The organism is Ciceribacter ferrooxidans, from assembly GCF_004137355.1.
In the GTDB taxonomy this organism is placed as follows: domain Bacteria; phylum Pseudomonadota; class Alphaproteobacteria; order Rhizobiales; family Rhizobiaceae; genus Allorhizobium; species Allorhizobium ferrooxidans.
Window position 1 is genome coordinate 139,840 of record NZ_SDVB01000170.1, and the last position, 25,072, is coordinate 164,911.

Genomic DNA, 25,072 nt, shown 5'->3' on the forward strand with positions numbered 1-25,072 from the left:
CAAAGCAGGCTGACCTTTCGACGCATGACCCAGACGGCGGCGCGTGCGCCGGCACTCTCAGTGCGCGAGAATCCAGTTGAGGATTTCCCGCCAGTCGCTCATCCGCACGGGGGTGCCGTGGGAACCGGTTTGAAAGAGCGTGAAGCGGGTCGGATATTTCTCGCCGTGCAGACGCCGGTAGAGCGCGAGCTGGTCGTCAGCCGCATAGACGCTGTCGCGGCTGCCATGGGTGAAGAACAGCGGAAGCTTTTGCTTGTAGGCGGCGCTGCCGATGAAGGCCGGGTCCGTCGCGCCGCCGAGGATCGCCATACCTGCGAGCCTCTCGACGCTTGCTGCGTCGCGGGCGATCCCCCAGCAGATGAAGCTGCCCATGGAGGCGCAGGCGAGCACCACCGGCTTTCCGGAGGACTGTGCCGCGCTGAAGCGGATCAGGTCCGCGATCGCGGCAACGCCGTCGCTGTCGAAGGACGGAACGCTCGGCGCGTAGTAGGTGCCGCCGTTTTCGACGGCGAGGTTCTTCAGCCGGTTGAAGTTGCCGCCGAAGGTGAAGTCGTTCGCGCCCAGCCTGCGGTCTCCGCCGCGTCCGTGAATGAAGATCACCGTGAACCGGCTCCCTCCGGCGGCACCGGTCCGCGTGACCGCGAGCTTCCGTGTGCCGAGATCGATGGTCTCGTCGACCTGCTGGCGCCGCACCCCGAGTGACACATAGGCCGACTTCACCCGCCGTTCGGGGATCTGGTCGCGGCCGTTGATGTCGCGCATCTCCTGATAGTCGACGACCTTGAAGTCGCCGCCGTCGCCCGTCTCGATCACCGTCTGCATCGAAAAGAGCTCGTCCTTGAAGGGCTGGAGCGCTTCGGAACCGGCGTTTGTCGCGCCCGCAAGGAACAGCGATGCGCCGAAAGCGAGAGCAAGGCGGAAATGAGCTGTGGACATCTCGACGACCGTCGCCTCCTTGCTGGAACGCGCCTTGCCATTGCCGGCCGGCGACCGCAAAGCTTGCCTGAACGAACGCGGCGCCGGTCCGACCACGTCGCGCCTGCGCCGCCTTTCTGGCACAATTCGGGTGATTCGCAAGGGCGATCAGGTGTGGACGCCGCGCTGGTTTCGCCCGATGAAATAGATTATTGAACGACGCCATGGACGACAACAGCGATCTCTTTGCCGGCATGCCGCTCGGCCCGAGGCCCGAGCAGACCCCTGCCCCGACCACGCCATCCGAGCCTTCGAACGAGGCCGCGAAGCCGCGCGCCGCGCCCGCCTCGTCGACCGATAACGAGTACGGCGCGTCCTCGATCCGCGTGCTCGAAGGACTGGAGCCGGTGCGCATGCGGCCGGGCATGTTTATCGGCGGCACCGACGAAAAGGCGCTTCATCACCTCTTCGCCGAAGTCATCGACAACTCGATGGACGAGGCGGTGGCCGGTCATGCCGACTTCATCGACGTCCATCTCGACGCCGAAGGCTTCCTGACGGTCACCGACAACGGCCGCGGTATTCCCGTGGAAAACCATCCGCAGGTTCCGGGCAAATCGACGCTCGAAGTCATCATGACCAAGCTCCATGCTGGGGGCAAGTTCGACGGCAAGGCCTACGAGACCTCCGGCGGTCTCCACGGCGTCGGCGTATCAGTCGTCAACGCGCTCTCCGACAGCCTCGAAGTCGAGGTCGCGCGCAATCGCAAGCTTTATCGCCAGCGCTTCTCCCGTGGCGTGCCGCTCGGAGGCCTGGAAGAACTCGGCGAGGTCCACAACCGCCGCGGCACGCGCGTGCGTTTCCATCCAGACCCGCAGATCTTCGGCGACAAGGCGCGGTTCGAGGCGGCGCGCATCTTCCGCATGGCCCGCTCCAAGGCCTATCTCTTCGGCGGCGTCGAAATCCGCTGGAGCTGCGACCCGGGTCTCGTGCCGGAAGGCGGCGACATCCCGGACAAGGCCGTCTTCCATTTCCCCGGCGGCCTCAAGGACTATCTCGCCGCGACGATCGGCAAGGACTTCACCGTCACCCGCGAGATTTTTTCCGGCAAGACGGAAAAGACCGGTGGTCACGGCGCCATGGAATGGGCGGTCACCTGGTATGGCGGCGACCCGGCGCTCCACTCCTACTGCAACACGATCCCCACGCCGGAAGGCGGCACGCACGAAGCGGGCCTGCGCATCGCGCTCACCAAGGGGCTCAAGAATTATGCCGAACTGACGCAGAACAAGCGCGCGCAGCAGATCACCACCGACGACGTGATGATCTCCGCCGTCGGCATGCTCTCCGTCTTCATCCGCGAGCCGGAATTCGTCGGCCAGACCAAGGACAAGCTCGCAACCGTCGAGGCCCAGCGCATCGTCGAGAATGTGCTGCGCGACCCCTTCGACCACTACCTCGCCGACAATCCGGCTGAAGCGGCGAAGCTGCTCGACTGGGTGATCGAGCGGGCCGAGGAACGGCTCCGGCGACGCAAGGAAAAGGAAGTCAACCGCAAGACGGCCGTGCGCAAGCTACGCCTGCCCGGCAAGCTCGCCGATTGCGCGCAGAACACCGCGGAGGGCGCCGAGCTCTTCATCGTCGAAGGCGATTCGGCCGGCGGCTCGGCGAAGCAGGCGCGTAACCGCGCCAATCAGGCGATCCTGCCGTTGCGCGGAAAAATCCTCAACGTCGGCAATGCCAGCCGTGAAAAGCTGATGGCCAACCAGCAGATCGCCGATCTCGTCCAGGCCCTCGGTTGCGGCACCCGCACGAAATACCGCGACGAGGACCTGCGCTACGAACGCATCATCGTCATGACCGATGCGGACGTCGACGGCGCGCACATCGCCTCTCTGCTCATCACCTTCTTCTATCAGGAGATGCCGGAACTCATCCGCGGCAATCACCTCTACCTCGCCGTGCCGCCGCTCTATGTCATCCGTCAGGGCGCAAAAACGGTCTATGCGCGCGACGATGGCCATCGGGCGGAACTGATGGAGACGGTCTTCAAGGGCAAGAAGGTCGAAGTCGGCCGCTTCAAAGGTCTGGGTGAGATGATGCCGGCCCAGCTCAAGGAGACGACTATGGACCCCGGCAAGCGGACGCTGCTGCGGGTGGAGATCGACGACGTCGACTTCGAAGGCACCCGCGATGCGGTGGATGCGCTCATGGGCTCGAAGCCGGAGGCCCGGTTCCGCTTCATCCAGGAACGCGCGATCTTCGCCGAGAACCTCGACATCTGACGGCGAGAGATGTCATTAGGCAGACGCAAACATCCCTGATATAACAGCGACGGTCGTCGCCCGGCCGCGTTCGCAAAGGACGGCCGGGCGACTCTTTGAATTTATGGAACGCCCGCCCGCGTACTGGCGAGTGCACAGCCGTAGCGGTTGCCGCCGGCCGGAAAGATCGAGTAGCCTATCGTCGTGAGCATGACCGAAAACAACAAGAAACCGAATGCACCACGCTGGCTCGGACCGGTGGCGCCGAGCCGGACGGCGCTCATTCCGCCGATTTCCGCAGCCCGCTGGCTCCTTGTCCTGATCGTGATCGCCGGCATCTATTTCTTCCACGGTTTCGTGGTCCCGGTGCTCGCAGCGCTGGTGATCGCCTTTGCGAGCTGGCCGCTCTACAAGGAACTCCTGCGCAGGATCGGCGGCAATACCACGATCGGCGCGACGCTCGCCATCCTTTTCATCATCGCCTTCCTGGTGGTGCCGATCGGCATCGCCGTCAGCTACACGATCGGCGAGGTGCGCCAGTGGATCGGCTGGGCCCTCGAGGTCAACCGCTCCGGTGCACCGCCGCCGGACTGGATCACGGCGCTGCCGGGCGTCGGGCCATGGCTCGGTGAAAAGTGGCAAGAGCACATCGGTTCTCCGGGTTCGATCGGCGAACTCATCCAGATCGTCAGCGGCGCCAACATCGGCAACATATACCGGGCGCTGATCGCGGCGGGCGATGGTGCCTTCCATTTGCTGCTGACGCTGCTCTTCATGCTGATCGCGCTGTTCTTCGTCTACCGCGACGGTTCGAATTTCACGCGCCAGCTCGACTTGCTCGGTGAGCGCATCCTTCCGACGCGGTGGGAACGCATCTCCCGCGTCGTTCCGGCGACCATCAGTTCGACGGTCACCGGCATGACCCTGATCGCGATCGGCGAAGGCATTGTGCTCGGCATCGCCTACTGGTTGGCCGGAGTGCCCTCGCCTGTAACGCTCGGAGTGCTGACCGGCATCATGGCGCTTGTTCCGGGCGGCGCACCGCTCTCGTTCACGCTCGTTTCCTTCTATCTGCTGGCGCGTGGCTCCTACGTCGCGGGGCTCGGGCTCCTGGCATGGGGCACGATCGAACTCTTCATCGTCGACAAGACCGTTCGTCCGCGTCTGGTCGGCGGGCCGATCAAACTGCCTTTCCTGCCGACATTCTTCGGCCTCGTCGGCGGCGTGAAGACCATGGGTTTCCTCGGCCTTTTCATCGGCCCGGTGCTGATGGCGCTCATCGTGTCGATCTGGCGGGAGTGGATGCGCGAGGTCGAGTTGTCCGAGCCGCGCGATGCCGACGGCATGGTGCCGGTGATCGATGACCTCCCGCCGGAGACCCCGTTGATCCGCAAGGCCTCGGCTCCCTGAGATCAGCGCGGAAAAACCTCTCCCGCGCCAGCGGTCGTCAGAGCCGCTTTTCCATGAAGAGGCTCAAGGGATCGGGCCTGTAATCGCCGAAGGGCCCGATCTCTCCGTAGCCGAAGCGGCGATAGAGCCCCAACGCTTCCGGCTGGCTGATCCCGGTTTCGAGCCGGATTGCGGAAACGCCCCTCTCCCTTCCGAGCGCCTCGATCGTCTCCATGAGCAGACGGCCGATCGACAGGCCACGAGCCTCGGGATCGACGAACATGCGCTTGATCTCGGCAGTGCCGTCGCCCGCCTCCACCAGCGCGCAGCATCCGACGATGCGACCGTCGTGGCGTGCGACGAAGAAGTTCACGCCCGGCTTTTCCAGCGATCTTATGTCCAGCATATGGTTGCTCTCGGCCGGATAGAGCGAGGCCATGTAGGCGTCCGACATTTCGAGAAGGCGGAGCACCTCGGTCTGGCGGGGCGGCTCGGCGGTAATCGTCACGGTCATGGGAGAAACCCGGCTTCAGTGTTTTGCTCGATCCGGCTGGCGGACAGGGTCCCAAGCAATGACGACTTTCTCTTGATCGATCAAGTGACGGGCAAGCAAGAGACCGCGCATTAAATTCCGTTCACGATCGGCATTCGCCATGGTCTCGCTGGAATGGCGGCGTTAACAGGTCTTCGTGAGTTTCAGATTCGGGGGATCAGCCGCATGAAAACAGCCGCCATCATGATGACCATTCTCGGCTGCGACGACAGCGTCAGCCAGTGCCACTATATCGACACGGCCGACCAGAAATGGGTTTCGATCGAGCTTTGCCACGCCGCCTCGGAGCAGGTGCTCGAAGGCTATACAGGCGCTAGCTATCCGATGGTGATCGCCGTTTGCCAGCCTCCGGAGAATGCCGGAAACGAGGCCGCAACCGCCCCCCAGGCAGCCGAAGCGCCGCCGGCCGATACGGCAAAGCCGCCCGTTCAGCAACAGGAGAGCCTTACGGCCAGGGCCGTGGCAAAAATCCGCGGCGTTCTGCCCGGAACCGAACGGATAAAGATGGTGTTCGAAACGCCGCTCCATGTGGTCGCGGACGGCTATTCCTGGGTCGCCAAGAAACTCACGCCCTGAGGGTTCTCAGGCCGCCGTCAGCGCAAGCCCGGTCGCGTAATCACGGGCGAGACGACGCTGGTCGATGATCGCGAGTTTCTCGACCATGTCCAGAAGCGCCCTCGCGGCCTCGCTTTCCGGCGGAGCCTTGCGATAATGCTCGATGAGACGGGCCGAGATGCTCTCCATCTCGCTGCCGCACGCAGCGCGGATGGCGGTACGCCAGAGCATGATCGCCTCAACGAAGATCGGGCTCAGTTCGCGCGGCAACCCTGTAGTTTCGAGGAGCGCTCTGACGGCATGAAAGCGGCCCGTGGCGAGGATCGAGCGCACGCGCCGTTCCTCGATCCCCGACAGGCTGACCATGCCGGCAGCAAAGAAGTCTGTACGCCCCGAACACAGAGCATGCATGAGGAAGGCGGGTGTCAACCGCCCGGTGTCACGCAAATGTTCGACGAGCGCGGGCAGTTCGTCGGGCAGGACATTGGCGGCAATGGTGATCGTCGCACTGGCACCGGCCTCGCGAATCAGGTGTTCGATGCGGCGGCTGTCGACCGCCGCCCGGACGAGGCCGAAACTGGCAAGCGCTTCCGTCACATGCTGGACGAGCATCTGGCGGGCATCTGCCGGCAGGTCGTCGCGATCAAGCAGCAGCGCACGGACATTCTCATCGCTGCCGTGCCGCTCGGCGATCCTCTTCAGCGTGAAGCGCGCGATCTCTGCGGCCGGGTTTTCGAGCAGCACCACCGTTTCCTCGGCATCGCCGATCTCGGCGAGCGCGGCGGCAAGTCCACGACCGATACGCGGACGGGCGGCGATCAGCATGCGAGCGGCAGTCGATCCCCGGCCGGCGAGATCGACGAGATCCGACTCACCGAGAACGGGTGAGCGAAGGATCACCTGCGAGGCGATCTCCGGCTGGTCCTCCGCGAGCGAGATCATCAGGGCGCGCGGCGCCTCCGGCGAATCGGAGAGTGCCTCGGCGAGCGCGAGACGGACCCGCGGCGACGGATCGTCCAGCAGATATGTCATCGCCACCTTGGCGGCGCGCCGCTCTTCGACGGCCATGGTCGAGCGCAGGAACGCCCGTGCAAGGGCATTGGCTGCCCGCGCCCGGTCGCCCGCCCTTGCGGTCTCAACCCAACGAAGAAATGTCTCTACGATCAATTCCAGCCCCAGCGGATGCAAGCGAGTCCCCATGGCATTTCAGCCACGGTTTCACACTATCGCCAAAGTGTTTAAGATTGGTTCACCATATCCGTTAACCACGAGGTTTCCCTTGAAAACACATGGGTGGTTTGAGCTCGGCGGACGCCGCGTCCGATCCGTGCTTCTCGTTGGGCTTTTCGATGAACAGGACATGGCGGGCGCCGACGCCGTCGCTCTCGACCTGCGTGCGGATCGCCTTGAGAACGCGGCAATTGCGCCAGAAACTGTCAGGGCTTTCACCCAGCGGATCGGAGCGAGGGCGACGCCACCGGCCCTTTTCGCGCTTGTCCCGCCGCCCCTTGAGACGGATGCCCTCGCCCTTGCGCTTTCACTCATCGTCCCTCATCAGCCGGATGCGATACTGCTCAGCGGTCCGACCTGCGGCGCGGACGTCCAGAAAGCCGATGTGATGCTCTCGGTGGAAGAAGCGAAGGCGGGCCTGGCGGTCGGCCGCACCGCGATCCTTGCGCTCGCCGGCGACAATCCGGCGGGAGCCTTGTCGGCAGCAAGCTTTGCCGGAAAGTCGAAGCGTCTGGCGGGGCTCGCCTGGCATCCCATGGCTCTTGCCGCGAATCTCGGGGTGGCCGCCTCTCTCGACTCGATGCCCCTTCCCGGCAGTCTGGCGACCGCACGGGGGCTTATGCTTCTCGGCGCAGCGTCGGCCGGCATCGCAGCGATCGACTGGCTCAGAGCGGAGATCAACGAGGACAGCGTGTCCGAGGCGTGCCGAACCGCGCTGCAGGATGGGTTCTCCGCCATCATCTGCGAGCGCCGCGAACAGGTCGCGACCGTCAACCGCGTCCTCTCCTGAAAGAGGCATCAGGTTCGCGAGGGCGGAACCGGACGCAAGAGTTCGAAGGTTTCCGAGGCCTCGGCGTAATCCATGTAGCCCATCCGCGCCATCGGCCGTGCCAGCGCGGCGTCGAAACGACCGTCGCGCAACACCCGCTCGTCAATGTGGATGCCCACCACCTCGCCGAAGACGGCATAGCTGTCGGAGAAGTCGCCGGCAGCCGTCTTCAGGCGATGGATTTCCGTGACCTTGCATTCGAAGGCGGCAAGGGCCTCGCCTACATACGGCGCGTCGACCAGTTCTCCCGTTCGGGCCGTGAGGCCGGCAATCGAAAACTCGTCGACGCCGTAGGGCACGACGACGGACGACTCGTTCATCGGCTTCAATATCTTGGCGCCCACGAAACTGGTGGTGAAGACACCGGTCTCTTCGACGTTGCGCAACGTGTCCTTTCGGCCGCTCGACGAGAACATCACGATCTTCGGCCGGTCGCTGACGGCGTTGAAGAAGGAGTACGGAGAGAGATTGATCGACCCGTCCTTCCCCTTCGAACCGATCCAGCCGATCGGACGCGGCGTCACGATGGCCTTGAACGGATCGTGCGGCAGGCCATGGAGGTTCGTGTCGGTGGTATAAAACATCATTCGTCTCCACCGACCCAGGTCACCACCTCGGCGAGCGGCGGGCGCGGGCGCTCGGTGACGGGGAAGGTCGTCGAGCCGATATGGATGAAGCCTGCCACCTTTTCTCCCGGGGCGATGCCGAGCAAGGGATAGGCGCCCTCGTCATAGGCGAACCATTCCGTCAGCCAGTTGGAGACGTAGCCGTGCGCGTTGGCCGCCATCAGCAGGTTCAGGCAGACGGCACCCGCCGACATCAGTTGTTCCCAGTCAGGAATCTTTTGATGCGGAGCAGCGCGGCTGACGACTGCGATCACGACCGGCGCCCGGGTAAACCGGGTCTTTTCGACGGCCTGCATCTCGCCGCTCAGGTCCGGATTCTTCTCCATCGCCATGGCAAGCAGCGCATCGCCGATCCGTGCCCGTTCGGCACCCCGATAGACGATGAAGCGCCAAGGCGCCAGCTTGCCGTGATCCGGAACCCTGACGGCCAGCGTCAGAATCGCTTCGATCTCCTCCCTCGACGGCCCGGGTTCACACATCTGGAAGGCGGGCACGGAGCGGCGAGTCGCCAGATAGTCGGCAAGATGGATGTCTTTTTTCATGTTGATTTGCTTTCCCTTCGGCTAGCACGACGGACACGTCTTGAAATTGCCATCGCATTCGGATTGAAGTTGCTTCCATTGGTGAGGAAGTCAACTGATTGTGCATCGCATGAGAGTTCATCGTTTTGTCGCCCGCCTGGCCCTCATGCTGGCGGTCAGCCTGCCGGCAATGCCGTCGACGGGCGCCGATGACGCGTTCAAGTCGTTCAAACAGCTCGACAGCACCACCAAGATGCCAAAGCTCAAGGCCTTCTCGCCCGATTTCGGTGAGACGCTGAAGCCGCCGGTCGCGAAGAACATCGTCTTCGAGGCCAAGCTCACCGGCGATGGCGAGCCTGTCCAGCAGGGCCTCTCCTGGCGCGTCTTCAGCCCTATTCCCGCCGACGATGGCAAGCTGCCGCTCGTCGCGAGCTCCGAGGGCGGATCGGCCGACTTTCAACTTTCGCCGGGCGAGTATTTCGTCAACGTCTCGTTCGGCCGTGCCGGTGCCACCAAGAAGCTCACGGTTCCGGAGAGCGGCGATATCGAGACGCAGGTACTGGTTCTGGACGCCGGCGGCATGCTGCTTAACGCCGTTTCGGGCGATGATACCCGGATACCCACAGCCGAGCTGAAATTCAGTGTCTATTCCTCCGAAACGCAGGAAGACGGCGAGCGCGGGCTGGTGATGGCCAATGTCAAGCCGAACACCATCGTGCGGCTCAACGCAGGGACTTACCACGTCGTTTCGGAGTACGGTTCGGTCAATGCCGTGGTGCGCGCCGACCTGAAGGTCGAAGCCGGAAAACTCACCGAAGCAACCATCCAGCACCGCGCCTCGCAGATCAGCTTCAAGCTGGTGTCCGAGGCCGGCGGTGAGGCCATCGCAGACACCGCCTGGTCGATCCTCACGGCCTCCGGCGACGTGGTCGCCGAAAGCGTCAGCGCCTTCCCGGTCATGGTGCTCGCCGAGGGCGGCTATACCGCGATCGCCCGCAACAAGGACAAGATCTACCAGAAGGACTTCACCGTCGAAGCCGGCCACAACATCGACGTCGAACTGATCCTGAACTGACGCGCCAGTCGGCGCTCCCGCTCCTTCAAAAAAGGCACAAAAGAAGACCGGCAGGTTCCGAAGAATCTGCCGGCGGTTACTCGCGAACGCGGGCGGGTCAGGCGCGGGCGTTCTTTGCCTCGACCTTGCGCTTGACGTCGGGCGCGGTCGCTTCCCACGAGAGCGCGGAAACGGCCTCGTCGAGCGACATCGAGACCTGCTCCTGCGAGCCGAGACGGCGGATATTGACCGTCCGCTCTTCAGCCTCGCGCTTGCCGCAGACGATGATCACCGGAACCTTGGTCACCGAGTGCTCACGGACCTTGTAGTTGATCTTCTCGTTGCGGAAGTCGGTCTCGACCGTCATCCCGGCCTCGCGCAGGGCTTCCGCCACTTCGTTGCCGTATGCGTCGGCGTCCGAGGTGATCGTGGCGACGACCACCTGGACCGGCGCGATCCAGAGCGGCATGTGACCGGCGAAGTTCTCAATCAGGATGCCGAGGAAGCGCTCCATCGATCCGCAGATCGCCCGGTGGATCATCACCGGCTGGGTCTTCTCCGAGTTCTGGTCGATATAGAAGGCGCCGAAGCGTTCCGGCAGGTTGAAGTCGACCTGGGTCGTGCCACACTGCCATTCACGGCCGATCGCGTCCTTCAGCGTGTACTCGAACTTCGGCCCGTAGAAGGCGCCCTCGCCCGGCAGGATGCCGGTCTTGATGCGGCCGCCCGACTGCGCCTCGATTTTCTGCAGCACCTCCATCATCACGCCTTCGGCACGGTCCCAGAGCTCGTCGGAACCGACGCGCTTCTCCGGACGGGTCGAGAGCTTAACAACGACCTCGTCGAAGCCGAAGTCCTTGTAGACCGAGAGGATCAGGTCGTTGATGCGCAGGCATTCCGCCGCCATCTGTTCGTCGGTGCAGAAGACGTGCGCATCATCCTGCGTGAAGCCGCGCACCCGCATCAGGCCGTGCAGGGCGCCGGACGGCTCATACCGATGAACGATGCCGAACTCTGCAAGTCGCACAGGCAGTTCGCGGTACGACTTCAGACCGTGCTTGAAGATCTGCACGTGACCGGGGCAGTTCATCGGCTTCAGTGCGAAGACGCGGTCGTCGTCGGTCTCGTCACCGGCGACCGTCACCTTGAACATGTTGTCGCGGTACCAGCCCCAGTGGCCGGAGATTTCCCACAGCGATTTGTCCAGCACCTGAGGCGCGTTGACCTCTTGGTAGGTGCCGGAAAGCCGGCGGCGCATGTAGGAGACCAGCGTCTGGAACATGCGCCAGCCCTTGCCGTGCCAGAAGACGACGCCGGGGCCCTCTTCCTGGAAATGGAAGAGATCCATTTCGCGGCCGAGCTTTCGGTGGTCGCGCTTTTCGGCTTCGGCCAGAATGTGCAGATAGTTGTCGAGCTCTTCCTGTTCCGCCCAAGCCGTGCCGTAAATGCGGGTCAGCATGGGATTGTTCGAGTCACCACGCCAGTAGGCGCCGGCGACCTTCATCAGCTTGAAGGCCGTTCCGATCTGTCCGGTCGAGGCCATGTGCGGGCCACGGCAGAGGTCGAACCAGTCGCCCTGATAGTAGATCTTGAGGTCCTGGTCTTCCGGGATCGCATCCACGAGTTCGACCTTGTAGGCCTCACCCTTGGCGGCGAAGACCTCCTTGGCCTTGTTGCGCGGCCAGACTTCCTTGGTGAACGGCTTGTTGCGCTGGATGATCTCCTTCATCTTCTTCTCGATCTTCGGCAGATCGTCGGGCGTGAAGGGTTCGTCCTTGGCAAAGTCGTAATAGAATCCGTTCTCGATCACCGGCCCGATGGTTACCTGGGTTCCCGGCCAGAGTTCCTGCACGGCCTCGGCCATGACGTGGGCGGCGTCGTGGCGGATGAGTTCCAGCGCGCGCGGGTCGCTGCGGGTGACGATCTCGATCTTGGCACCGTCGGTGACCGGATCGGCAAGATCGGTCGTCACGCCGTTCAGCGTGACGGCGACGGCCTTCTTGGCCAGCGACTTCGAGATCGATTCCGCGACATCCCGTCCGGTCGTGCCGGCAGGAAAGCTGCGCTCGGAGCCATCGGGAAATGTGAGGGAAACGGAAGCAGACATGAGGTTCTCCTTATCCAGTCCCGCCAACGAATGCGGGTGGTGAAAGCGCCGGACTCGACCGGCCGCAACGTCGGCGTGATATCGGGAAATCCGGCGGGAGTAAAGGCGATTGCCGGCTAGGTGAGCCAGAACCGCTTCGCCCCTGCCGGCAGGCCGGCGAGTGCTTGATCCAGCACTGCGATATCAAGAGTTTCCCTGAGAACCGACGCCACATCGGCGATCGCGCTTTCGGTCGAGAGATTGTGCTCCGACCGCAGCGCCTTCACTTCCAGCGTCATCGCCTCCCTCGTGTCGAAGGTTTTCCGCGGCTCGTCGAGGTCCCAGTCACGGATGAAGAGCGCGCGCAGGCAGGCCGGCAGGACCTGTGCGAAGGCGATCGCCTCAGCAGGCTCCAGGCGACGACGGAAGGTGCGTAAGACGCCGTCCACCATGGTGAAGGCCTGGTTGGTGGTCGCGAGGCCGGCGCGATCACGAACGGCAATCAGGAAACTCTCGAAATCCCGTGTGGCCTCTCGGTATTCCATCGGGACCGTCATGAGACCGCGCCCTCCCTCTGTTGCAGCAGCGGACTCCCGCGAGTGTACCGCCAGCCGGTCTCTGTCAACGACTGATGTCCGAGCGGTGCAAACCGGGCCGCCGATAACGCCAGGGCGTCCACCAGTGAAAGCGCTCGTCCAGCCTCTCCGGCACCGGGTCGAAACCCCACGTTCCCCCCGGACCGCAGCGTCCGACCCGGAAGAGCGTCAGGAACCCGCCGGCCCACAACCCGTGCCGCGCGATTGCCTCGTAGCCGTATTCCGAGCATGTCGGCATATGCCGGCAGGAATTGCCGACGAAGCCGGAGAGCGTCAGTTGATAGAGGCGGATGAAGCCCATGCCGAAGAGCCGACCGGGCGTCCTGGCGAACGGGCCGGACCAGTTGCGACCGCGACGCGCCGGCGGACCGTGGTCGTGACCGCCGCCACACTCGGGAGCATTGCACATCGTCAGCCTGCCACGGCCGCCGGCCGTTTCGCCTCGATCTGGTCGATCGCGTCAACCACGGCGTCGAAGGTCAGCATGGTGGAGGCGTGCCGCGCCTTGTAGTCCTTCACGGGTTTAAGAAACCGCATGTCTTCGAAACGACCCGTCGGTCCGTCGCCATCGGCCTTCAGCATGGCGAGCATGTCTTCCCTTGCCCGGCGAAGCTCTTCCGCCGTCGCACCGACGACGTGACGCGCCATGATCGAGGACGAGGCCTGCCCGAGGGCACAGGCCTTCACCTCGTGGGCGAAATCACTGACGACTCCGTCGTCCATCTTCAGGTAGACCCTGACCTTAGAGCCGCAGAGCTTGGAGTGCTTTTCGGAAACCGCATCAGCATCCGGCAAGGTTCCGATCCGCGCGATATTGCCGGCAAATTCGAGGATCTTGCTGTTGTAAATGTCGTCCATGCGCTATCGAACCTTAGAATGCGATGCTAGAAGCGGCCCGTTCCGGGCAACTGTCGACGCCCTGGCAACAGTGTGTCGCACCGTCATTCCTTCACATGCCGCGTCGAGCTCACTATATAAGAAGTGCAAACGCGGTCCAAAGAAAACAAGAGCCTTGTCGCCGACGGCCACGGACAATCGAGAGATATGGGCTTGCCATCATGAGCCGAGTTACGCATTTACAGGCTGGAAGAACACAAAACTCCGTCGGGCCGTCGACGGACCGGGAGACCGAAGGCATGGACGCATTCGCCAAGAAACTGTCGCAGGAGAGCGCTCGGCCGACCCGCGAGGAAGCGGAGGAAGCCGTTCGCGTGCTGCTGCGCTGGGCCGGCGATGATCCCTCCCGCGAAGGATTGCTCGACACCCCGAAACGTGTCGTGAAGGCTTACAGCGAGCTTTTCGCCGGTTACGATGCCGACATCGACGACGTGCTGGGCACGACTTTCGAAGAGGTCGCCGGCTATGACGACATCGTGCTCGTCCGTGACATCCCGTTCTTTTCCCATTGCGAGCATCACATGCTGCCAGTGATCGGCAAGGCGCACATCGCCTATCTGCCGTCCGGTCGGGTACTCGGCCTCTCCAAGATCGCCCGCATCGTCGAGGTCTTCGCCCGGCGCCTGCAGACCCAGGAAGCGATGACCGCGCAGATCGCAGACGCGATCAACCAGGGCCTCAGCCCGCGCGGCGTTGCCGTCTTCGTCGAAGCCGAGCACATGTGCATGGCCATGCGCGGTGTCCAGAAGTCCGGCTCCACGACGCTCACCACCACCTTCACCGGCAGCTTCAAGGACAGCGCCGCCGAACAGGCGCGCTTCATGTCCATGGTGCGTGGCCGTTGACCACAGCAACGCATCCGGAAGACCAGCCATGACGATCACATTCGACCGCCCGCCTTCGGACAAGGGCGCGCTGGAGGTTGACGGGCCTTTCACCCCGAAATTCGACGCCAACGGCCTCGTGACCGCCGTCGTGACCGACGCGAAGGACGGCGAGCTGCTGATGGTCGCCCACATGGATGCCGAAGCGCTCGGCCTGACGCTGGAAACCGGGATCGCGCACTATTTCAGCCGCTCCCGCAACAAGATATGGAAGAAGGGCGAAACCTCCGGTAATCTCCAGCATGTAAGGGAAGTGCGCGTCGATTGCGATCAGGATGCCGTCTGGCTGAAGGTCGAGGTCGCCGGACATGACGCAACCTGTCATACCGGCCGCCGCTCGTGCTTCTACAGGCGCGTGTCGTCGGTCGGCGGCGAAGCTCGCCTCGAGATAACCGATCACCACCGGCATTTCGATCCGGACACGATCTACGACGACGCGACAAAGGGCTGACTTCGACCAGGAACGGCACAACGGCGCCCTTTCGCTAAACGATTTGGTAAGTCTCCGGTGCGTTAATCGAGGCATTGGGAGCGTTCAGCTTGAGGTGCGCGTAAATGCTGAACTGGAATATGAGGAACAGTCCGTCTGCCGCCGGGGCCGGCCTTGGTAGCGGCCAGGAGCCGATCGTCGTCGATCCCGGTCCTGTTCCTTCACCACCGAAAAAGGCACCGATCGCACTCGCGCTCGGCGGTGGCGCCGCCCGTGGCTGGGCGCATATCGGCGTGCTTCGCGCACTTGATGAAGCAGGCGTCGAGGTCAGCATGATCGCCGGCACGTCGATCGGCGCGCTGGTCGGCGGCTGCTATCTCGCCGGCAAGCTCGACGAACTGGAAATCTTCGCACGTTCGCTGACGATGCGGCGCATCGCATCCCTGCTCGACCTCACGATCGGCGGGGGCGGTCTGCTCGGCGGCATGCGCCTCACCAAACGGATGCAGGAACATCTGCAGGGGCTGGCGATCGAGGACCTGCCCAAACCCTTCATTGCGGTGGCTGCGGAGCTCAACACCGGTCACGAGGTATGGGTCGACGGCGGCCCGCTGATCACGGCCCTGCGCGCGTCCTACGCGCTGCCCGGCATTTTCGAACCGGTTCTCTGCAACAACCGCACGCTGATAGACGGCGCGCTCGTCAACCCCGTCCCGGTGTCCGTCTGCCGCGCCTACGAGCAGCCGCTCGTCATGGCGGTGAACCTCCACTACGACCTTTTCGGTCGGTCGGCCGTCGTCAAGCACAAGGCCGGCGAAGTCGCCGTGCCCGAGGGCGACACGCAGAAGCACCACGGCCGCCTCGGCATGACGGGCGTCATGGTCCAGGCCTTCAACATCATCCAGGACCGTATTTCGCGCGCCCGGCTTGCCGGCGACCCGCCTGACCTGGCACTTCAACCGCGCGTCAACGACATCGGCCTTTCGGAATTTCACCGTGCCGGCGAAGCGATCGACCGCGGTTACGAGGAGGCAAAGCTCCGCCTCGGCGAGTTGAAGCGGATGCAGGACTCCTTCGCCCGCTGAACGCCGCCGAGGACCGCCGTCATCCGGCGATATAGGCCTTGATCTGTTCCGCTTCGGTTTCGATGTCGCGAATGCGGGATTTCACCACATCCCCGATCGAGATGATGCCGGCGAGCTTGCCGTCTTTCTCCACAGGGACGTGCCGGAACCGCCGTCCGGTCATCACTTCCATCAGCTCGTTGACGGTCGTCTCCTCGCTGCAGCGATGCACGTTCTTGGTCATCACGGCGGCCACCGACTGGCTCAGGCTGATCAATCCGCTACGGCCGATCGCCCGGACAAGGTCGCGCTCGGTGAAGATTCCGGCGATCTGCCCCCTGGCATCGCACACCACCGCGGCCCCGATATGGTTTTCCTCCAGGATACGGGCGGCGTCGGCAAGGGTTGTATCGGGCCCGATCGTGACGACGTTGCGGCCCTTCTCTTCGAGTATGCTCCTGACCGTTGCAGACATGGCTCCTCCTTTTCCAGATCGCTGGCCTTCAATGGACCGTCGCCAGCCCCTCCTGGCCGCGACGGCACACTGAAAATGGTGCCCCTATTCAAGGAAGTTTGCAACAAGTTCGACGGTCCGGCCAACCCTGCGAAACGAGGGGTTTGCTCTCCTACCCCGAGGATACCGGCTCAATCTCGCGGCAGCGGGCGATCGAAGGCGGCGAATCCCAGAAAACCGACCAGGAAGCCGCCAATATGCGCGTCCCACGCAACGGCACCGGAGAGAGCGCCCACCAGCGGCATGCCGATTGCGATCACGAGGTTGCCAAAGAGCCAGACTGCGATGAAGACGACCACCGTCCGCTGCCGGAGCGCCGCGGGCACCGAAAGTCTCGGAAGCGGCCGATCAGGCTGAACGCGAACCGATCTTCCCGGTCCGAAGGCAAATCGACATGCAGCCCCCATGAGCGCGGAGATGACGCCCGATGCGCCGATCATCAGTGTCGGCTGTCCCCAGTTCACCAGCGCGTGCGCCAACGCTCCACCAGCAGCCGATACGACCCACAGCGCGGCGAAGCGCCACCCGCCGATGCGCCTGAGCACCGGCGTTCCGAACGCTGCCAGCCACAGGCCGTTGAAGGCAAGGTGTTCGAGACTGCCGTGAAGGAAGGAATAGGTCAGTGGCGTCCAAAGCCACTCGTAGCCCTGCTCGGAGAAACCGTAGACGTAGCGCAGCGGCGAGAAACCGAACTCTATGACGAGCCACTCGGCAAGATTCGGCGACAACAGCGTCGACTGGACGAAATAGATGACGGCAAGCCCCGCGAGACAAAACAGGATGCCGGCCGGCATATTGAAGACCGGCTGGCGCGCGGCGCCACCTTCGGCTGTATCGCCACCCGGCCAGTCGTCGCCCGAAGGCCGTGTCGGCATTTCATCCATGTCCGGCGTATCCCTGTGACCGCTCACTACCCGGAGCCTTATCGCAGACAAAGGGCAAAAAAAAGCCGTCCGGCTGATATCCGGACGGCCAATCGAATGCACGGGAAAACCGCGCCCGACAGTTGGTGCCGAAGGAGGCCCTTCGAAATCAATGGGCACGATGTGCCACAGCCATTATTAGTATGCAATCAAGTTTCGAAAACAAGATTAACCGCGGCGGCCCCGCCCCTCCTGCTACGGATTGGCACAATACTCGCAAAACGTTCTGTTAACCGCTCGCAGGTAAGGATTTAACCATAGCTGAAGGGTCAAGAATCGACACCATGTTCACGTCGCAGGCATCCCAGACCGGTAGTGCAGTTTCTCCCGCCGGGCGCCGGGCCTTCCAGCGTGTCAGCGTCAGCCTTCAGGGGCGGCTGATGCTCGCCAATTACGACGAGTATGTCTGCCAGGTCGTCGACATGTCCCCCGGCGACGTGCGATTCGCCTGCGCTGGCCGGCCGGGCCCGGGTGAAAAGGTCATTGCCTACATCGATCACCTCGGGCGCCTGGAAGGCAGCACGATCAAGCTCACCGAAGACGGCTTCGTCATGTCGATCGTCGCCACGGGCCGCAAGCGCGAGAAGCTCGCAGCGCAACTCACCTGGATCGCCAACAAGCACGAACTCGGCCTGCCCGAAGATCGCCGCCACGATCGCCTGACGCCAAGACAGACCCGGACCGAACTCGTCCTGGAAGATGGACGGCGCTATCCCTGCCGCCTCATGGACCTGTCGCTGTCGGGCGCCGCGATCGACATCGATATTCGTCCGCCGATCGGGACGGCGGTCCGCGTCGGCAATATGCGGGGCCGAGTCGTCCGACACTTCGTCGAGGGCGTGGCGATCGAATTCCTGACCCTGCAGTCCCGCGAAGCCCTGACCGAGTTTCTCTGACGGACTTCCAGAGCCTCAGGCTCCGAAGACAGAGGCGGCGACCGCGGCTCGCATTCCCGCCACTTTCGATTACGCTAAAGAAATTCTGAACGTCGCAGCGTGCGCATGCCGCACGATTTTGCGCACGGAACGGCCTCCGATGTCACACCGACGAAGCTGCAAGCTCGCCGGTCGCCACGATCGCCGGAGCGAAGCCAGCCGAAACCCGACACCTCATCGCAATTTTTCTTTTCTTTTCAGCACCATACCTCATGCCCTCGACAGATCCGATGCGATGCGGCGCCGTAACTAGATACAATTTTACGAAAATTATCGTCAAATACATCTACAGTTTTATTCTTATTCAATTCTATTTTTCGCGTAATTATACTCAAGTAATCCGCTTATTTTACTTCGCGTTTTTGCGCAGAGTAAAACCGCACCTGTCATTGTCTTCCCAACACGGGGAGACGACAAATGACCAAGAAAAGAAGTCTGAGCGTTGGAGTTCTGATAGCCCTGCTGAGCGGCGCCATCGCGCTGCCGGTTGCGGCAATGCCGTCGAACATGCACGTCGTCGGCAAGGCAAATCCGCCGATCGGGCATTACGAGTTCTGCCGCAGCTACCCGGACGAATGCCGCGGCAAGACCGGCGACACCGGCCCGGCCGCGCTGTCAGAGGACGCCTGGCGCGCCATGCTCGACATCAACTACACCGTCAACACCTCCATCGAACCCCTGACGGATCAGGAGATCTACGGCGTCGAGGAGCGCTGGGCCTATCCACGTTCGGTCGGGGACTGTGAGGACTACGCGCTTCTGAAGCGCAAGCTCCTTATCGACCGCGGCTTCTCGCCCGCGGACCTGCTGATGACGGTCGTACTGCAGCCGAACGGCGAAGGCCATGCCGTCCTGACGGTTCGCACGGACCACGGCGACTTCATTCTCGACAACATGCGCAACAAGGTCCTGCTCTGGTCGGACACCGAGTATACCTATCTGAAGCGCCAGTCGGCCGACGATCCCGGCCGCTGGGTCAAGCTGCAGGACGGACGCGCGACCGCGGTCGGCAGCGTCGGGTCGAACTGACGCAGCGATTGCAGCATCCGGTTCGGTCGTCCGTCATCCCTTCCCTTGACCGAACCGAAGGCCGGCCCCGCTCCGCGGGGCCGGCTTTTCCTTTCCGGGAGCAAGCGACACTGCGGGCCGCAGCATTTACCCGACATTAACCATGAGCCGACTATTTCTTGAGCACTGTATCATTCGCAGTGTTCGATGCGCCCGCGACCAATGGCGGCGAGCGTCTCCTCCAGTTCCGCGTGACTGACCCGCATCAACGACTGCCGGCGGAAGGGACGAGAGATGAAGAGGCCGGTCGCGCCTGAACAGGTTTCCGAGCACCTGCCACTGATCTCCAACCGGTTTGTCTATACTGCGACGGCACTCGTCGCATTTCTGGCCCTGCTTTCCGTTGCGATCAATGTCGGCGGACGCAAGCTCGGCGCGGAGCTGGCACTGGCCGGACACAGCGACAGCACGCAAAACTTCCTCGTGACCATCGGGCAGGATCGGCTCCACCTCGCCGCCAACACTCTCCGGTTCGAGGCGCAGCGTCGTCACGGCCCTGCGGAACGGGCCGATCTCTACCTGTTGTGGCCAGAGATGTCGGGATATCGCAGTGAGTTGCGGGCGCGCTTCGATGACGTCACCCAATCCGGCGGACTCATCTTCGTACAGCTGTCGCAAAGCACGATGTCGCGCGACATGTCCGGGCGCGTGGAGCCGATCTACAGTCATCTGTTCGACGGACCGGCCGAGACGGGACAGTACGGCCTCACCCTGCACCGTCTGAAATCCGACGCCGGCTACGGAAATGAAGTCCTTCTTACGGCGCCCCGGCCGGGCGGACCCGACTTCGCCGTGCGCTGCGCGCTGCCCGCCGCAGGCGCCCCCGCCAGCAGCGGCGACTGCCAGCGCGACATCCACGTCGGACGAGACCTCAGCGTCCTCTACCGCTTCTCGAGCGGGCTTCTTTCCGACTGGGCGGCGATCGACGATGCCGTGCGTAGCTACATCACCGCAAGGATCGATTCAGAGGCGCACTTTCCATCGCGTTTTTCTAAAATTCCAGAGAAGCCGGCAAGAAATGATTCATTATAAACCTCTTGGTAAGGCTACCGCCGTAAGCTCCGGCGAAATGGTCGCGTTGGGGGAGCGCCCAGTTCGTCCTTGTCAGCATATGAAGAGTTTCGCGGTGAAAAATATCAAGAATTGCCACGGCTTGATGTCCATCTTCTCGGCGTCGGCACGCAAGATATTGATGGTGGCCATGGCTTTCTCGGCACTGTCGTTTGCGTCTTCGGCGCCAGCAAGTGCGGCTCCCACCTATGCCGGCATCGTCATCGACGCCAAGACCGGCAAGGTTCTCTACAGCGAGAACGCCGACAGCCTTCGCTATCCGGCGTCGCTCACCAAGATGATGACGCTGTACTTGACGTTCGAAGCGCTCGAATCGGGCAAGATCAGCCTCAACAGCCGCGTTCCGGTCTCCGCCAATGCCGCTGCGGAGCCGCCATCCAAGCTTGGGGTCGGTGCCGGGCGTTCCGTGACTGTCGAGCAGGCGATCCTTGCCCTGGTCACGCGCTCCGCCAACGATATCGCGACGGCTCTCGGCGAGTATCTCGGCGGCTCGGAAGCCCGCTTTGCCAAGATGATGACCGCGAAGGCCCGCAGCCTCGGCATGAGCAAGACGACCTACCGCAATGCCAACGGCCTGCCGAACACCGCGCAGATGACCACGGCGCGCGACCAGGCGCGCCTCGGTATCGCCCTGCGTCAGCATTTCCCGCAGTATTACGGGTATTTTTCGACGCGCAGCTTCAAATTCGGCAAGCAGGTCATCGGTAATCACAACCGCCTGCTCGGTGCCGTTCGCGGCGTCGACGGCATAAAGACCGGCTATACCCGCGCTGCCGGATTTAATCTCGTGACATCGGCCCAGGCTGACGGCCGGTCGATCGTCGGGGTCGTCATGGGGTCTTCCTCCGGGGGCAAGCGCAACGAGACGATGAAGCAGCTCGTGCTTCGTTATCTTCCGAAGGCATCGCGGTCCGGCAGTGGCGATTTTGTCCTCGCCCGCAGCGAGACGACGATCGCCCCGGAATCGCCCGTTGCGGCAGCACCTTCGGCCGCCGCTGCCTCCGCTTCTGCGTCCGCTGTCGATCTTCCTTCGCGCGGCCCTCTTCCGGAAATTCGCTATCAGCCGGCCGGCATGCAGACCGCCTACGCAAGCACGGGCGGCGCAAGTCCTGCTCTCGAAGCAGTCACGGCCCCTGTCGCCGCGCCTCCGGCAGCCGCTCTTCCGGTCCCGGAGCCGGCGCCAGCCTATATGCCGGAATCCAGCCTAAAGACGGGTCGCGTCAGCAATGAGCAGGCCTCTCTCGAGCCGGTAGCGGCGCCTGCCCCGGCGGCGGAAGAAATTGACAACACGGTCACCGCGTCCACCCCGAAGGCACCCGCAGGCTGGGTGATCCAGATCGGCGCTGCGGCCGACAAGAAACTCGCAATGGAGCTTCTGCGCAAGGCGCAGGACAAAGGCGGCAAGGTATTGCGTTCCGCCTCCCCCTTCACCGTCGCCTACGGCAGCGGTTCCGCACAGGTCCACCGTGCACGCTTCGGCGGCTTCGCCGACCAGAAGGCGGCCGTGAACGCGTGCAAGGCGCTGAAGAGCAAAGGATTTGGCTGCTGGGCTTCCCTGCAGTAAGCAGGACGCCCGTCGGCCACCTCGAAATGTAGTGAGTACGAGGTAGCAGACATGGCATCGAACGAGAACCGCTTCGGCCTTTCTCCCCATGGCGGGGAGACGAAAAGGCCGTATCGCCCAGCGCTGCATCCGCTTCATGAGGCGGCAATGCGGATCGCGGACCTCGGACTCGGCCGGAAAAGGTCGATGACCAAGGATTTGATCGGACTTCTGCTCTGCCACGGCGCGCGCGCCTGGCGCTATTCACAGCCGGAGACCAACATCCACCTGCATGTCTGCGCACCCGGAGGCCGGGCACCGGTGGTGCTGAGACTCCGTTGACGTCACGCAACCAACCCCGGCCGGTAGCACGGAGTGCCGTTATGCCCCTTTATGCGCTCGGAAATCTCGTCCCGAAGACGCCGGCCGAGGATCGCTTCTGGATCGCGCCTGACGCCCATGTGATTGGCCAGGTCGAGCTCGGACTCGATGTCGGCATCTGGTTCGGTTCGGTGCTGCGCGGCGACAACGAGCCGATCACGATCGGCGACGGCACGAATATCCAGGAAGGCGCGATGCTACACGTCGATCCGGGTTTTCCCGTGCGGATCGGCAAGGGCTGCACGATCGGCCATCATGCCATCATCCACGGCTGCACGATCGGCGACAATTCGCTGATCGGCATGGGAGCGACGGTGCTGAATGGCGCCAGAATCGGCAACAACTGCTTGATCGGTGCCAACGCGCTGGTGACGGAGGGCAAGGAATTTCCCGACAATTCACTGATCGTCGGCTCGCCTGCGCGGATCGTCCGGACACTGGACGAACGGGCGGCCGCGGGTCTCAGGCTCTCGGCGGAAAACTACGTCCGCAATTGGCAGCGGTTCGCTCGCGAACTCCGGCCGCTCTGAAGAGGCACTCGTCCCCTCGCCTCAACTGCACTGACGGCAGAGACCGCGGATCTCGATGGTCGTCTTTTCCGCCTTGAACTGCTGCCCCTTCGCCCAGTCGGATAGCCGATGGTCTATCGAGTGGTCGTGAAACTCGGTGACACCGCCGCAACTGTTGCAGATCGCGAACGCCACCGTGCCGTGCCGGCAGCAGTCCTGCGCCGGGTGGGAGCAGGCGACGAAGGCGTTGATGCTCTCCAAGCGGTGAACCAGCCCGAACTCTACCAGCTTCTCGAGCGCGCGATAGACCTGCAGAGGTGCACGAAATCCGTGGTCGCGCAGCCGGTCGAGGATCGTATAGGCCGACATCGGCCCTTCCGATTTCATGAGCGTGTCGAAGACGAGAGACTGATTGCGCGTCAGCTGCGGTGTCGTCATGGTGTCCTCCGCTCAACGGGCTGCGGTTTCGCCGGCCCGCAGCCTGAACGGCAACAGGCTCACCAGGAACAGGATGGTCGCGGCAACGACGATCGACGGTCCGGATGGCGTGTCATAGGTCAACGATCCGAACAGGCCGCCGGCGACGGCGATGGCGCCGATCAGCGAGGCGAGCACGGCCATGATCTCCGGCGTTGAGGAGAAGCGGCGTGCGGCGGCTGCCGGAATGATCAGGAGCGATGTGATCAGCATGATGCCGACGATCTTCATCGCGATCGCGATCACCAGCGCCATCAGCAGCATGAAGGCGAGCCGCGACCGTTCGGGGTTCATTCCCTCCGCCTCCGCGACCTCGGGATTGACGGTCGCCGCAAGCAGCGGTCGCCAGAGCCAGGCGACGAGGGCCAGCACTGCCGCGCCGCCGCCCCATATGATCGCAATATCGGTCGGAGTGACCGCAAGAATATCGCCGAACAGGAAGGCGATGAGATCGAAGCGCACCCAGGACATGAAGGCGACCATGACGAGGCCGACGGCGAGCGTTGCGTGACTGAGGATGCCGAGAAGCGCGTCGGCCGAAAGCGCCTGACGCCGCTGCAGCAGGAGCAGGACCAGCGAGACCGTGACGGCGACCGCGAACACGCTCGCCATCAGGTTCACCGAGAAGAGCAGCGAAAGGGCGACCCCGAGCAAGGCGGAATGCGCCATCGTGTCACCGAAATAGGCCATTCTGCGCCAGACGACGAAACAGCCGAGCGGCCCGGTGGTCAGCGCGAGACCAATGCCGGCAATCAGCGCGCGGGTGAAGAAATCGTCAAGCATGGTGCTCACCCCTTCTCTCTTCGCCGTGCGCCGGGCCGCTGGCAGCCTCATGCTGATGGGCGCCGTCATGATCGTGGTCATGACTGTGATCATGATGATCGTGCCCCGCGTGATCGTGGTGGCCGTCACCGGGATGGCAGTGTTCCGTCACCGAACCGTCGGCGTGAAGCACGCGGCCATCCGGCAGATGGGTGTGGTCATGTTCGTGACGGTAGACGGCGAGCGTACCGGCGGCCCGCGCCCCGAAGAGACGCATATACTCCGGGCTCTGGCTGACATGGGCCGGCGTGCCGCGGCAGCAGACATGCCCATTGAGGCAAATGACCGTGTCCGTCTCCGCCATGACGACATGCAGGTCGTGCGAGACCAGCAGGATGCCGCAGCCGGTGCGGTTGCGGATGGAGGTGATGAGATCGTAGAGGGCGATCTCTCCGGCGAAATCCACACCCTGGAGGGGCTCGTCGAGCACCAGCAGGTCGGGCTTGCGGGCGATCGCCCGTGCGAGCAGCGCCCGCTGAAACTCGCCGCCCGAGAGATGCTGAACCTCCGCACCCGCAAGATGGGCGATGCCGACCGCATCCAGCGCTTCGAGGATATCCCGTTCGGAGAGCCTGCTCGTCAGCGTCATCAGCCGGCGCACGGTGAGCGGCATCGTCCAGTCGACGGCGAGCTTCTGCGGAACGTATCCGACAGTCAGGCCGGATACTCGCGCCGCCTGCCCCTCGTCAGGCCGCAGGACACCGATCGCCATTCTCGCGCTGGTCGATTTTCCCGATCCGTTCGGTCCGATCAGGGTGACGATCTCGCCGCGATGAACGGTGAAATCGACGCCGCGGACGAGCCAGCGACCATTACGGCGGACGCCGGCGCCGGATAGGCTGACGAGCGGCTTGCCGCCCTGTTTGGCAGAATGAAGCATGGTGACCTGACGTTTTGCTGTTGCGAACGGCTATGACACACGTTATAGCATTACGC

The 25,072-nt window shown here is 63.3% G+C and carries 29 protein-coding genes; 15 read left to right on the forward strand and 14 right to left on the reverse strand.

Annotated features, from left to right (window positions below):
* Positions 1-57: 57 nt before the first annotated feature.
* A complete protein-coding gene (locus EUU22_RS04990) occupies positions 58-936 on the reverse strand; it encodes an alpha/beta hydrolase (protein ID WP_129330961.1) in 879 nt (292 codons plus the stop codon).
* Here EUU22_RS04990 and EUU22_RS04995 point away from each other — a divergent pair.
* The 3 genes from EUU22_RS04995 (at position 929) to EUU22_RS05005 (ending at position 4,589) form a co-directional block, all read left to right on the forward strand.
* Positions 929-1,123 carry a hypothetical protein gene (locus EUU22_RS04995; protein WP_129330962.1) on the forward strand — a complete coding sequence of 65 codons (195 nt, stop codon included), beginning with the start codon at positions 929-931 and terminating at the stop codon, positions 1,121-1,123. The genes EUU22_RS04990 and EUU22_RS04995 overlap by 8 nt on opposite strands.
* Before the next feature lie 16 nt (positions 1,124-1,139).
* Complete coding sequence (gene parE, locus EUU22_RS05000) at positions 1,140-3,200, forward strand: DNA topoisomerase IV subunit B (RefSeq protein WP_129330963.1); 2,061 nt, start codon at positions 1,140-1,142, stop codon at positions 3,198-3,200.
* A 189-nt stretch (positions 3,201-3,389) separates the two neighbouring features.
* Positions 3,390-4,589 carry an AI-2E family transporter gene (locus tag EUU22_RS05005; RefSeq protein WP_439329129.1) on the forward strand — a complete coding sequence of 400 codons (1,200 nt, stop codon included), beginning with the start codon at positions 3,390-3,392 and terminating at the stop codon, positions 4,587-4,589.
* A gap of 37 nt (positions 4,590-4,626) precedes the next feature.
* On the opposite strand, the gene EUU22_RS05010 is transcribed toward EUU22_RS05005, so the two are convergent.
* Positions 4,627-5,082 carry a GNAT family N-acetyltransferase gene (locus EUU22_RS05010; RefSeq protein WP_129330965.1) on the reverse strand — a complete coding sequence of 152 codons (456 nt, stop codon included), beginning with the start codon at positions 5,080-5,082 and terminating at the stop codon, positions 4,627-4,629.
* Between the two features lie 204 nt (positions 5,083-5,286).
* Between EUU22_RS05010 and EUU22_RS05015 the strand changes: the two genes are divergently transcribed.
* Positions 5,287-5,697 carry a hypothetical protein gene (locus tag EUU22_RS05015; RefSeq protein WP_129330966.1) on the forward strand — a complete coding sequence of 137 codons (411 nt, stop codon included), beginning with the start codon at positions 5,287-5,289 and terminating at the stop codon, positions 5,695-5,697.
* Between the two features lie 6 nt (positions 5,698-5,703).
* Here EUU22_RS05015 and EUU22_RS05020 read toward each other — a convergent pair whose 3' ends face one another.
* Positions 5,704-6,876, reverse strand: coding sequence for a DUF2336 domain-containing protein (locus EUU22_RS05020; protein WP_129330967.1), 1,173 nt, complete (start codon positions 6,874-6,876; stop codon positions 5,704-5,706).
* Positions 6,877-7,036: 160 nt separating this feature from the next.
* Between EUU22_RS05020 and EUU22_RS05025 the strand changes: the two genes are divergently transcribed.
* The gene (locus tag EUU22_RS05025; protein WP_129330968.1) at positions 7,037-7,696 is read left to right on the forward strand and encodes an aldolase/citrate lyase family protein; all 660 of its coding nucleotides are present in this window, start codon (positions 7,037-7,039) and stop codon (positions 7,694-7,696) included.
* 8 nt (positions 7,697-7,704) lie between these two features.
* On the opposite strand, the gene EUU22_RS05030 is transcribed toward EUU22_RS05025, so the two are convergent.
* The gene (locus EUU22_RS05030) at positions 7,705-8,319 is read right to left on the reverse strand and encodes a flavin reductase family protein (RefSeq protein WP_129330969.1); all 615 of its coding nucleotides are present in this window, start codon (positions 8,317-8,319) and stop codon (positions 7,705-7,707) included.
* Positions 8,319-8,903: a nitroreductase family protein gene (locus tag EUU22_RS05035; RefSeq protein ID WP_129330970.1), complete on the reverse strand. Its 585-nt coding sequence runs from the start codon at positions 8,901-8,903 to the stop codon at positions 8,319-8,321. The genes EUU22_RS05030 and EUU22_RS05035 overlap by 1 nt, the downstream gene beginning before the upstream one ends.
* Before the next feature lie 109 nt (positions 8,904-9,012).
* Between EUU22_RS05035 and EUU22_RS05040 the strand changes: the two genes are divergently transcribed.
* Entirely contained in the window at positions 9,013-9,957 is a 945-nt protein-coding gene (locus tag EUU22_RS05040) for an RgsD C-terminal domain-containing protein (RefSeq protein WP_129330971.1), read from the forward strand.
* Positions 9,958-10,054: 97 nt separating this feature from the next.
* Here EUU22_RS05040 and thrS read toward each other — a convergent pair whose 3' ends face one another.
* The 4 genes from thrS to EUU22_RS05060 all read right to left on the reverse strand — a co-directional run bounded on the left by thrS (position 10,055) and on the right by EUU22_RS05060 (position 13,476).
* On the reverse strand, positions 10,055-12,043 hold the full coding sequence (gene thrS / locus EUU22_RS05045; RefSeq protein ID WP_129330972.1) for a threonine--tRNA ligase: 1,989 nt from the start codon (positions 12,041-12,043) through the stop codon (positions 10,055-10,057).
* 116 nt (positions 12,044-12,159) lie between these two features.
* Positions 12,160-12,579 (reverse strand): DUF2267 domain-containing protein, encoded by a 420-nt coding sequence (locus EUU22_RS05050; RefSeq protein ID WP_129330973.1) that lies wholly within the window; start codon positions 12,577-12,579, stop codon positions 12,160-12,162.
* Positions 12,580-12,643: 64 nt separating this feature from the next.
* A complete protein-coding gene (yidD, locus tag EUU22_RS05055) occupies positions 12,644-13,027 on the reverse strand; it encodes a membrane protein insertion efficiency factor YidD (protein WP_129330974.1) in 384 nt (127 codons plus the stop codon).
* A 2-nt stretch (positions 13,028-13,029) separates the two neighbouring features.
* On the reverse strand, positions 13,030-13,476 hold the full coding sequence (locus tag EUU22_RS05060) for an iron-sulfur cluster assembly scaffold protein (RefSeq protein WP_129330975.1): 447 nt from the start codon (positions 13,474-13,476) through the stop codon (positions 13,030-13,032).
* A gap of 278 nt (positions 13,477-13,754) precedes the next feature.
* Here EUU22_RS05060 and folE point away from each other — a divergent pair, with 278 nt between their 5' ends.
* The 3 genes from folE (at position 13,755) to EUU22_RS05075 (ending at position 15,914) form a co-directional block, all read left to right on the forward strand.
* Positions 13,755-14,360 (forward strand): GTP cyclohydrolase I FolE, encoded by a 606-nt coding sequence (gene folE / locus EUU22_RS05065; RefSeq protein ID WP_129330976.1) that lies wholly within the window; start codon positions 13,755-13,757, stop codon positions 14,358-14,360.
* Positions 14,361-14,388: 28 nt separating this feature from the next.
* On the forward strand, positions 14,389-14,850 hold the full coding sequence (hisI, locus tag EUU22_RS05070; protein WP_129330977.1) for a phosphoribosyl-AMP cyclohydrolase: 462 nt from the start codon (positions 14,389-14,391) through the stop codon (positions 14,848-14,850).
* A gap of 104 nt (positions 14,851-14,954) precedes the next feature.
* Entirely contained in the window at positions 14,955-15,914 is a 960-nt protein-coding gene (locus tag EUU22_RS05075) for a patatin-like phospholipase family protein (RefSeq protein WP_129330978.1), read from the forward strand.
* A 19-nt stretch (positions 15,915-15,933) separates the two neighbouring features.
* Here EUU22_RS05075 and EUU22_RS05080 read toward each other — a convergent pair whose 3' ends face one another.
* Both EUU22_RS05080 and EUU22_RS05085 read right to left on the reverse strand, forming a co-directional pair.
* Positions 15,934-16,368, reverse strand: coding sequence for a CBS domain-containing protein (locus EUU22_RS05080; RefSeq protein WP_129330979.1), 435 nt, complete (start codon positions 16,366-16,368; stop codon positions 15,934-15,936).
* 170 nt (positions 16,369-16,538) lie between these two features.
* Positions 16,539-17,291, reverse strand: coding sequence for a rhomboid family intramembrane serine protease (locus tag EUU22_RS05085; RefSeq protein WP_245484913.1), 753 nt, complete (start codon positions 17,289-17,291; stop codon positions 16,539-16,541).
* A 323-nt stretch (positions 17,292-17,614) separates the two neighbouring features.
* Here EUU22_RS05085 and EUU22_RS05090 point away from each other — a divergent pair, with 323 nt between their 5' ends.
* The 6 genes from EUU22_RS05090 (at position 17,615) to EUU22_RS05115 (ending at position 22,858) form a co-directional block, all read left to right on the forward strand.
* Complete coding sequence (locus tag EUU22_RS05090; RefSeq protein ID WP_129330980.1) at positions 17,615-18,226, forward strand: PilZ domain-containing protein; 612 nt, start codon at positions 17,615-17,617, stop codon at positions 18,224-18,226.
* Between the two features lie 456 nt (positions 18,227-18,682).
* A complete protein-coding gene (locus EUU22_RS05095) occupies positions 18,683-19,294 on the forward strand; it encodes a transglutaminase-like cysteine peptidase (protein ID WP_129330981.1) in 612 nt (203 codons plus the stop codon).
* Positions 19,295-19,567: 273 nt separating this feature from the next.
* Positions 19,568-20,365 (forward strand): hypothetical protein, encoded by a 798-nt coding sequence (locus tag EUU22_RS05100; protein WP_129330982.1) that lies wholly within the window; start codon positions 19,568-19,570, stop codon positions 20,363-20,365.
* A 124-nt stretch (positions 20,366-20,489) separates the two neighbouring features.
* The gene (locus tag EUU22_RS05105; protein WP_245484927.1) at positions 20,490-21,968 is read left to right on the forward strand and encodes a D-alanyl-D-alanine carboxypeptidase; all 1,479 of its coding nucleotides are present in this window, start codon (positions 20,490-20,492) and stop codon (positions 21,966-21,968) included.
* A 51-nt stretch (positions 21,969-22,019) separates the two neighbouring features.
* Positions 22,020-22,289 (forward strand): hypothetical protein, encoded by a 270-nt coding sequence (locus tag EUU22_RS05110; protein ID WP_129330984.1) that lies wholly within the window; start codon positions 22,020-22,022, stop codon positions 22,287-22,289.
* A gap of 41 nt (positions 22,290-22,330) precedes the next feature.
* Positions 22,331-22,858 carry a gamma carbonic anhydrase family protein gene (locus EUU22_RS05115; RefSeq protein WP_129330985.1) on the forward strand — a complete coding sequence of 176 codons (528 nt, stop codon included), beginning with the start codon at positions 22,331-22,333 and terminating at the stop codon, positions 22,856-22,858.
* A 21-nt stretch (positions 22,859-22,879) separates the two neighbouring features.
* On the opposite strand, the gene EUU22_RS05120 is transcribed toward EUU22_RS05115, so the two are convergent.
* The 3 genes from EUU22_RS05120 to EUU22_RS05130 are packed head-to-tail and all read right to left on the reverse strand — an operon-like array spanning position 22,880 to position 25,016.
* Positions 22,880-23,275 carry a Fur family transcriptional regulator gene (locus EUU22_RS05120; RefSeq protein ID WP_129330986.1) on the reverse strand — a complete coding sequence of 132 codons (396 nt, stop codon included), beginning with the start codon at positions 23,273-23,275 and terminating at the stop codon, positions 22,880-22,882.
* Positions 23,276-23,287: 12 nt separating this feature from the next.
* Positions 23,288-24,097: a zinc ABC transporter permease subunit ZnuB gene (gene znuB, locus EUU22_RS05125; protein WP_129330987.1), complete on the reverse strand. Its 810-nt coding sequence runs from the start codon at positions 24,095-24,097 to the stop codon at positions 23,288-23,290.
* A complete protein-coding gene (locus EUU22_RS05130; protein WP_129330988.1) occupies positions 24,090-25,016 on the reverse strand; it encodes an ATP-binding cassette domain-containing protein in 927 nt (308 codons plus the stop codon). The genes znuB and EUU22_RS05130 overlap by 8 nt, the downstream gene beginning before the upstream one ends.
* Positions 25,017-25,072: the final 56 nt, after the last annotated feature.

Bases quoted from the DNA above. Each gene is read 5' to 3' on its own strand.
- EUU22_RS04990 (WP_129330961.1), bottom strand. From the start codon at position 936: ATGTCCACAGCTCATTTCCGCCTTGCTCTCGCTTTCGGCGCATCGCTG.
- parE (WP_129330963.1), top strand. From the start codon at position 1,140: ATGGACGACAACAGCGATCTCTTTGCCGGCATGCCGCTCGGCCCGAGG.
- EUU22_RS05005 (WP_439329129.1), top strand. From the start codon at position 3,390: ATGACCGAAAACAACAAGAAACCGAATGCACCACGCTGGCTCGGACCG.
- EUU22_RS05010 (WP_129330965.1), bottom strand. From the start codon at position 5,082: ATGACCGTGACGATTACCGCCGAGCCGCCCCGCCAGACCGAGGTGCTC.
- EUU22_RS05015 (WP_129330966.1), top strand. From the start codon at position 5,287: ATGAAAACAGCCGCCATCATGATGACCATTCTCGGCTGCGACGACAGC.
- EUU22_RS05020 (WP_129330967.1), bottom strand. From the start codon at position 6,876: ATGGGGACTCGCTTGCATCCGCTGGGGCTGGAATTGATCGTAGAGACA.
- EUU22_RS05025 (WP_129330968.1), top strand. From the start codon at position 7,037: ATGGCGGGCGCCGACGCCGTCGCTCTCGACCTGCGTGCGGATCGCCTT.
- EUU22_RS05030 (WP_129330969.1), bottom strand. From the start codon at position 8,319: ATGTTTTATACCACCGACACGAACCTCCATGGCCTGCCGCACGATCCG.
- EUU22_RS05035 (WP_129330970.1), bottom strand. From the start codon at position 8,903: ATGAAAAAAGACATCCATCTTGCCGACTATCTGGCGACTCGCCGCTCC.
- EUU22_RS05040 (WP_129330971.1), top strand. From the start codon at position 9,013: ATGAGAGTTCATCGTTTTGTCGCCCGCCTGGCCCTCATGCTGGCGGTC.
- thrS (WP_129330972.1), bottom strand. From the start codon at position 12,043: ATGTCTGCTTCCGTTTCCCTCACATTTCCCGATGGCTCCGAGCGCAGC.
- EUU22_RS05050 (WP_129330973.1), bottom strand. From the start codon at position 12,579: ATGACGGTCCCGATGGAATACCGAGAGGCCACACGGGATTTCGAGAGT.
- yidD (WP_129330974.1), bottom strand. From the start codon at position 13,027: ATGTGCAATGCTCCCGAGTGTGGCGGCGGTCACGACCACGGTCCGCCG.
- EUU22_RS05060 (WP_129330975.1), bottom strand. From the start codon at position 13,476: ATGGACGACATTTACAACAGCAAGATCCTCGAATTTGCCGGCAATATC.
- folE (WP_129330976.1), top strand. From the start codon at position 13,755: ATGGACGCATTCGCCAAGAAACTGTCGCAGGAGAGCGCTCGGCCGACC.
- hisI (WP_129330977.1), top strand. From the start codon at position 14,389: ATGACGATCACATTCGACCGCCCGCCTTCGGACAAGGGCGCGCTGGAG.
- EUU22_RS05075 (WP_129330978.1), top strand. From the start codon at position 14,955: ATGCTGAACTGGAATATGAGGAACAGTCCGTCTGCCGCCGGGGCCGGC.
- EUU22_RS05080 (WP_129330979.1), bottom strand. From the start codon at position 16,368: ATGTCTGCAACGGTCAGGAGCATACTCGAAGAGAAGGGCCGCAACGTC.
- EUU22_RS05085 (WP_245484913.1), bottom strand. From the start codon at position 17,291: ATGGATGAAATGCCGACACGGCCTTCGGGCGACGACTGGCCGGGTGGC.
- EUU22_RS05090 (WP_129330980.1), top strand. From the start codon at position 17,615: ATGTTCACGTCGCAGGCATCCCAGACCGGTAGTGCAGTTTCTCCCGCC.
- EUU22_RS05095 (WP_129330981.1), top strand. From the start codon at position 18,683: ATGACCAAGAAAAGAAGTCTGAGCGTTGGAGTTCTGATAGCCCTGCTG.
- EUU22_RS05100 (WP_129330982.1), top strand. From the start codon at position 19,568: ATGAAGAGGCCGGTCGCGCCTGAACAGGTTTCCGAGCACCTGCCACTG.
- EUU22_RS05105 (WP_245484927.1), top strand. From the start codon at position 20,490: ATGTCCATCTTCTCGGCGTCGGCACGCAAGATATTGATGGTGGCCATG.
- EUU22_RS05110 (WP_129330984.1), top strand. From the start codon at position 22,020: ATGGCATCGAACGAGAACCGCTTCGGCCTTTCTCCCCATGGCGGGGAG.
- EUU22_RS05115 (WP_129330985.1), top strand. From the start codon at position 22,331: ATGCCCCTTTATGCGCTCGGAAATCTCGTCCCGAAGACGCCGGCCGAG.
- EUU22_RS05120 (WP_129330986.1), bottom strand. From the start codon at position 23,275: ATGACGACACCGCAGCTGACGCGCAATCAGTCTCTCGTCTTCGACACG.
- znuB (WP_129330987.1), bottom strand. From the start codon at position 24,097: ATGCTTGACGATTTCTTCACCCGCGCGCTGATTGCCGGCATTGGTCTC.
- EUU22_RS05130 (WP_129330988.1), bottom strand. From the start codon at position 25,016: ATGCTTCATTCTGCCAAACAGGGCGGCAAGCCGCTCGTCAGCCTATCC.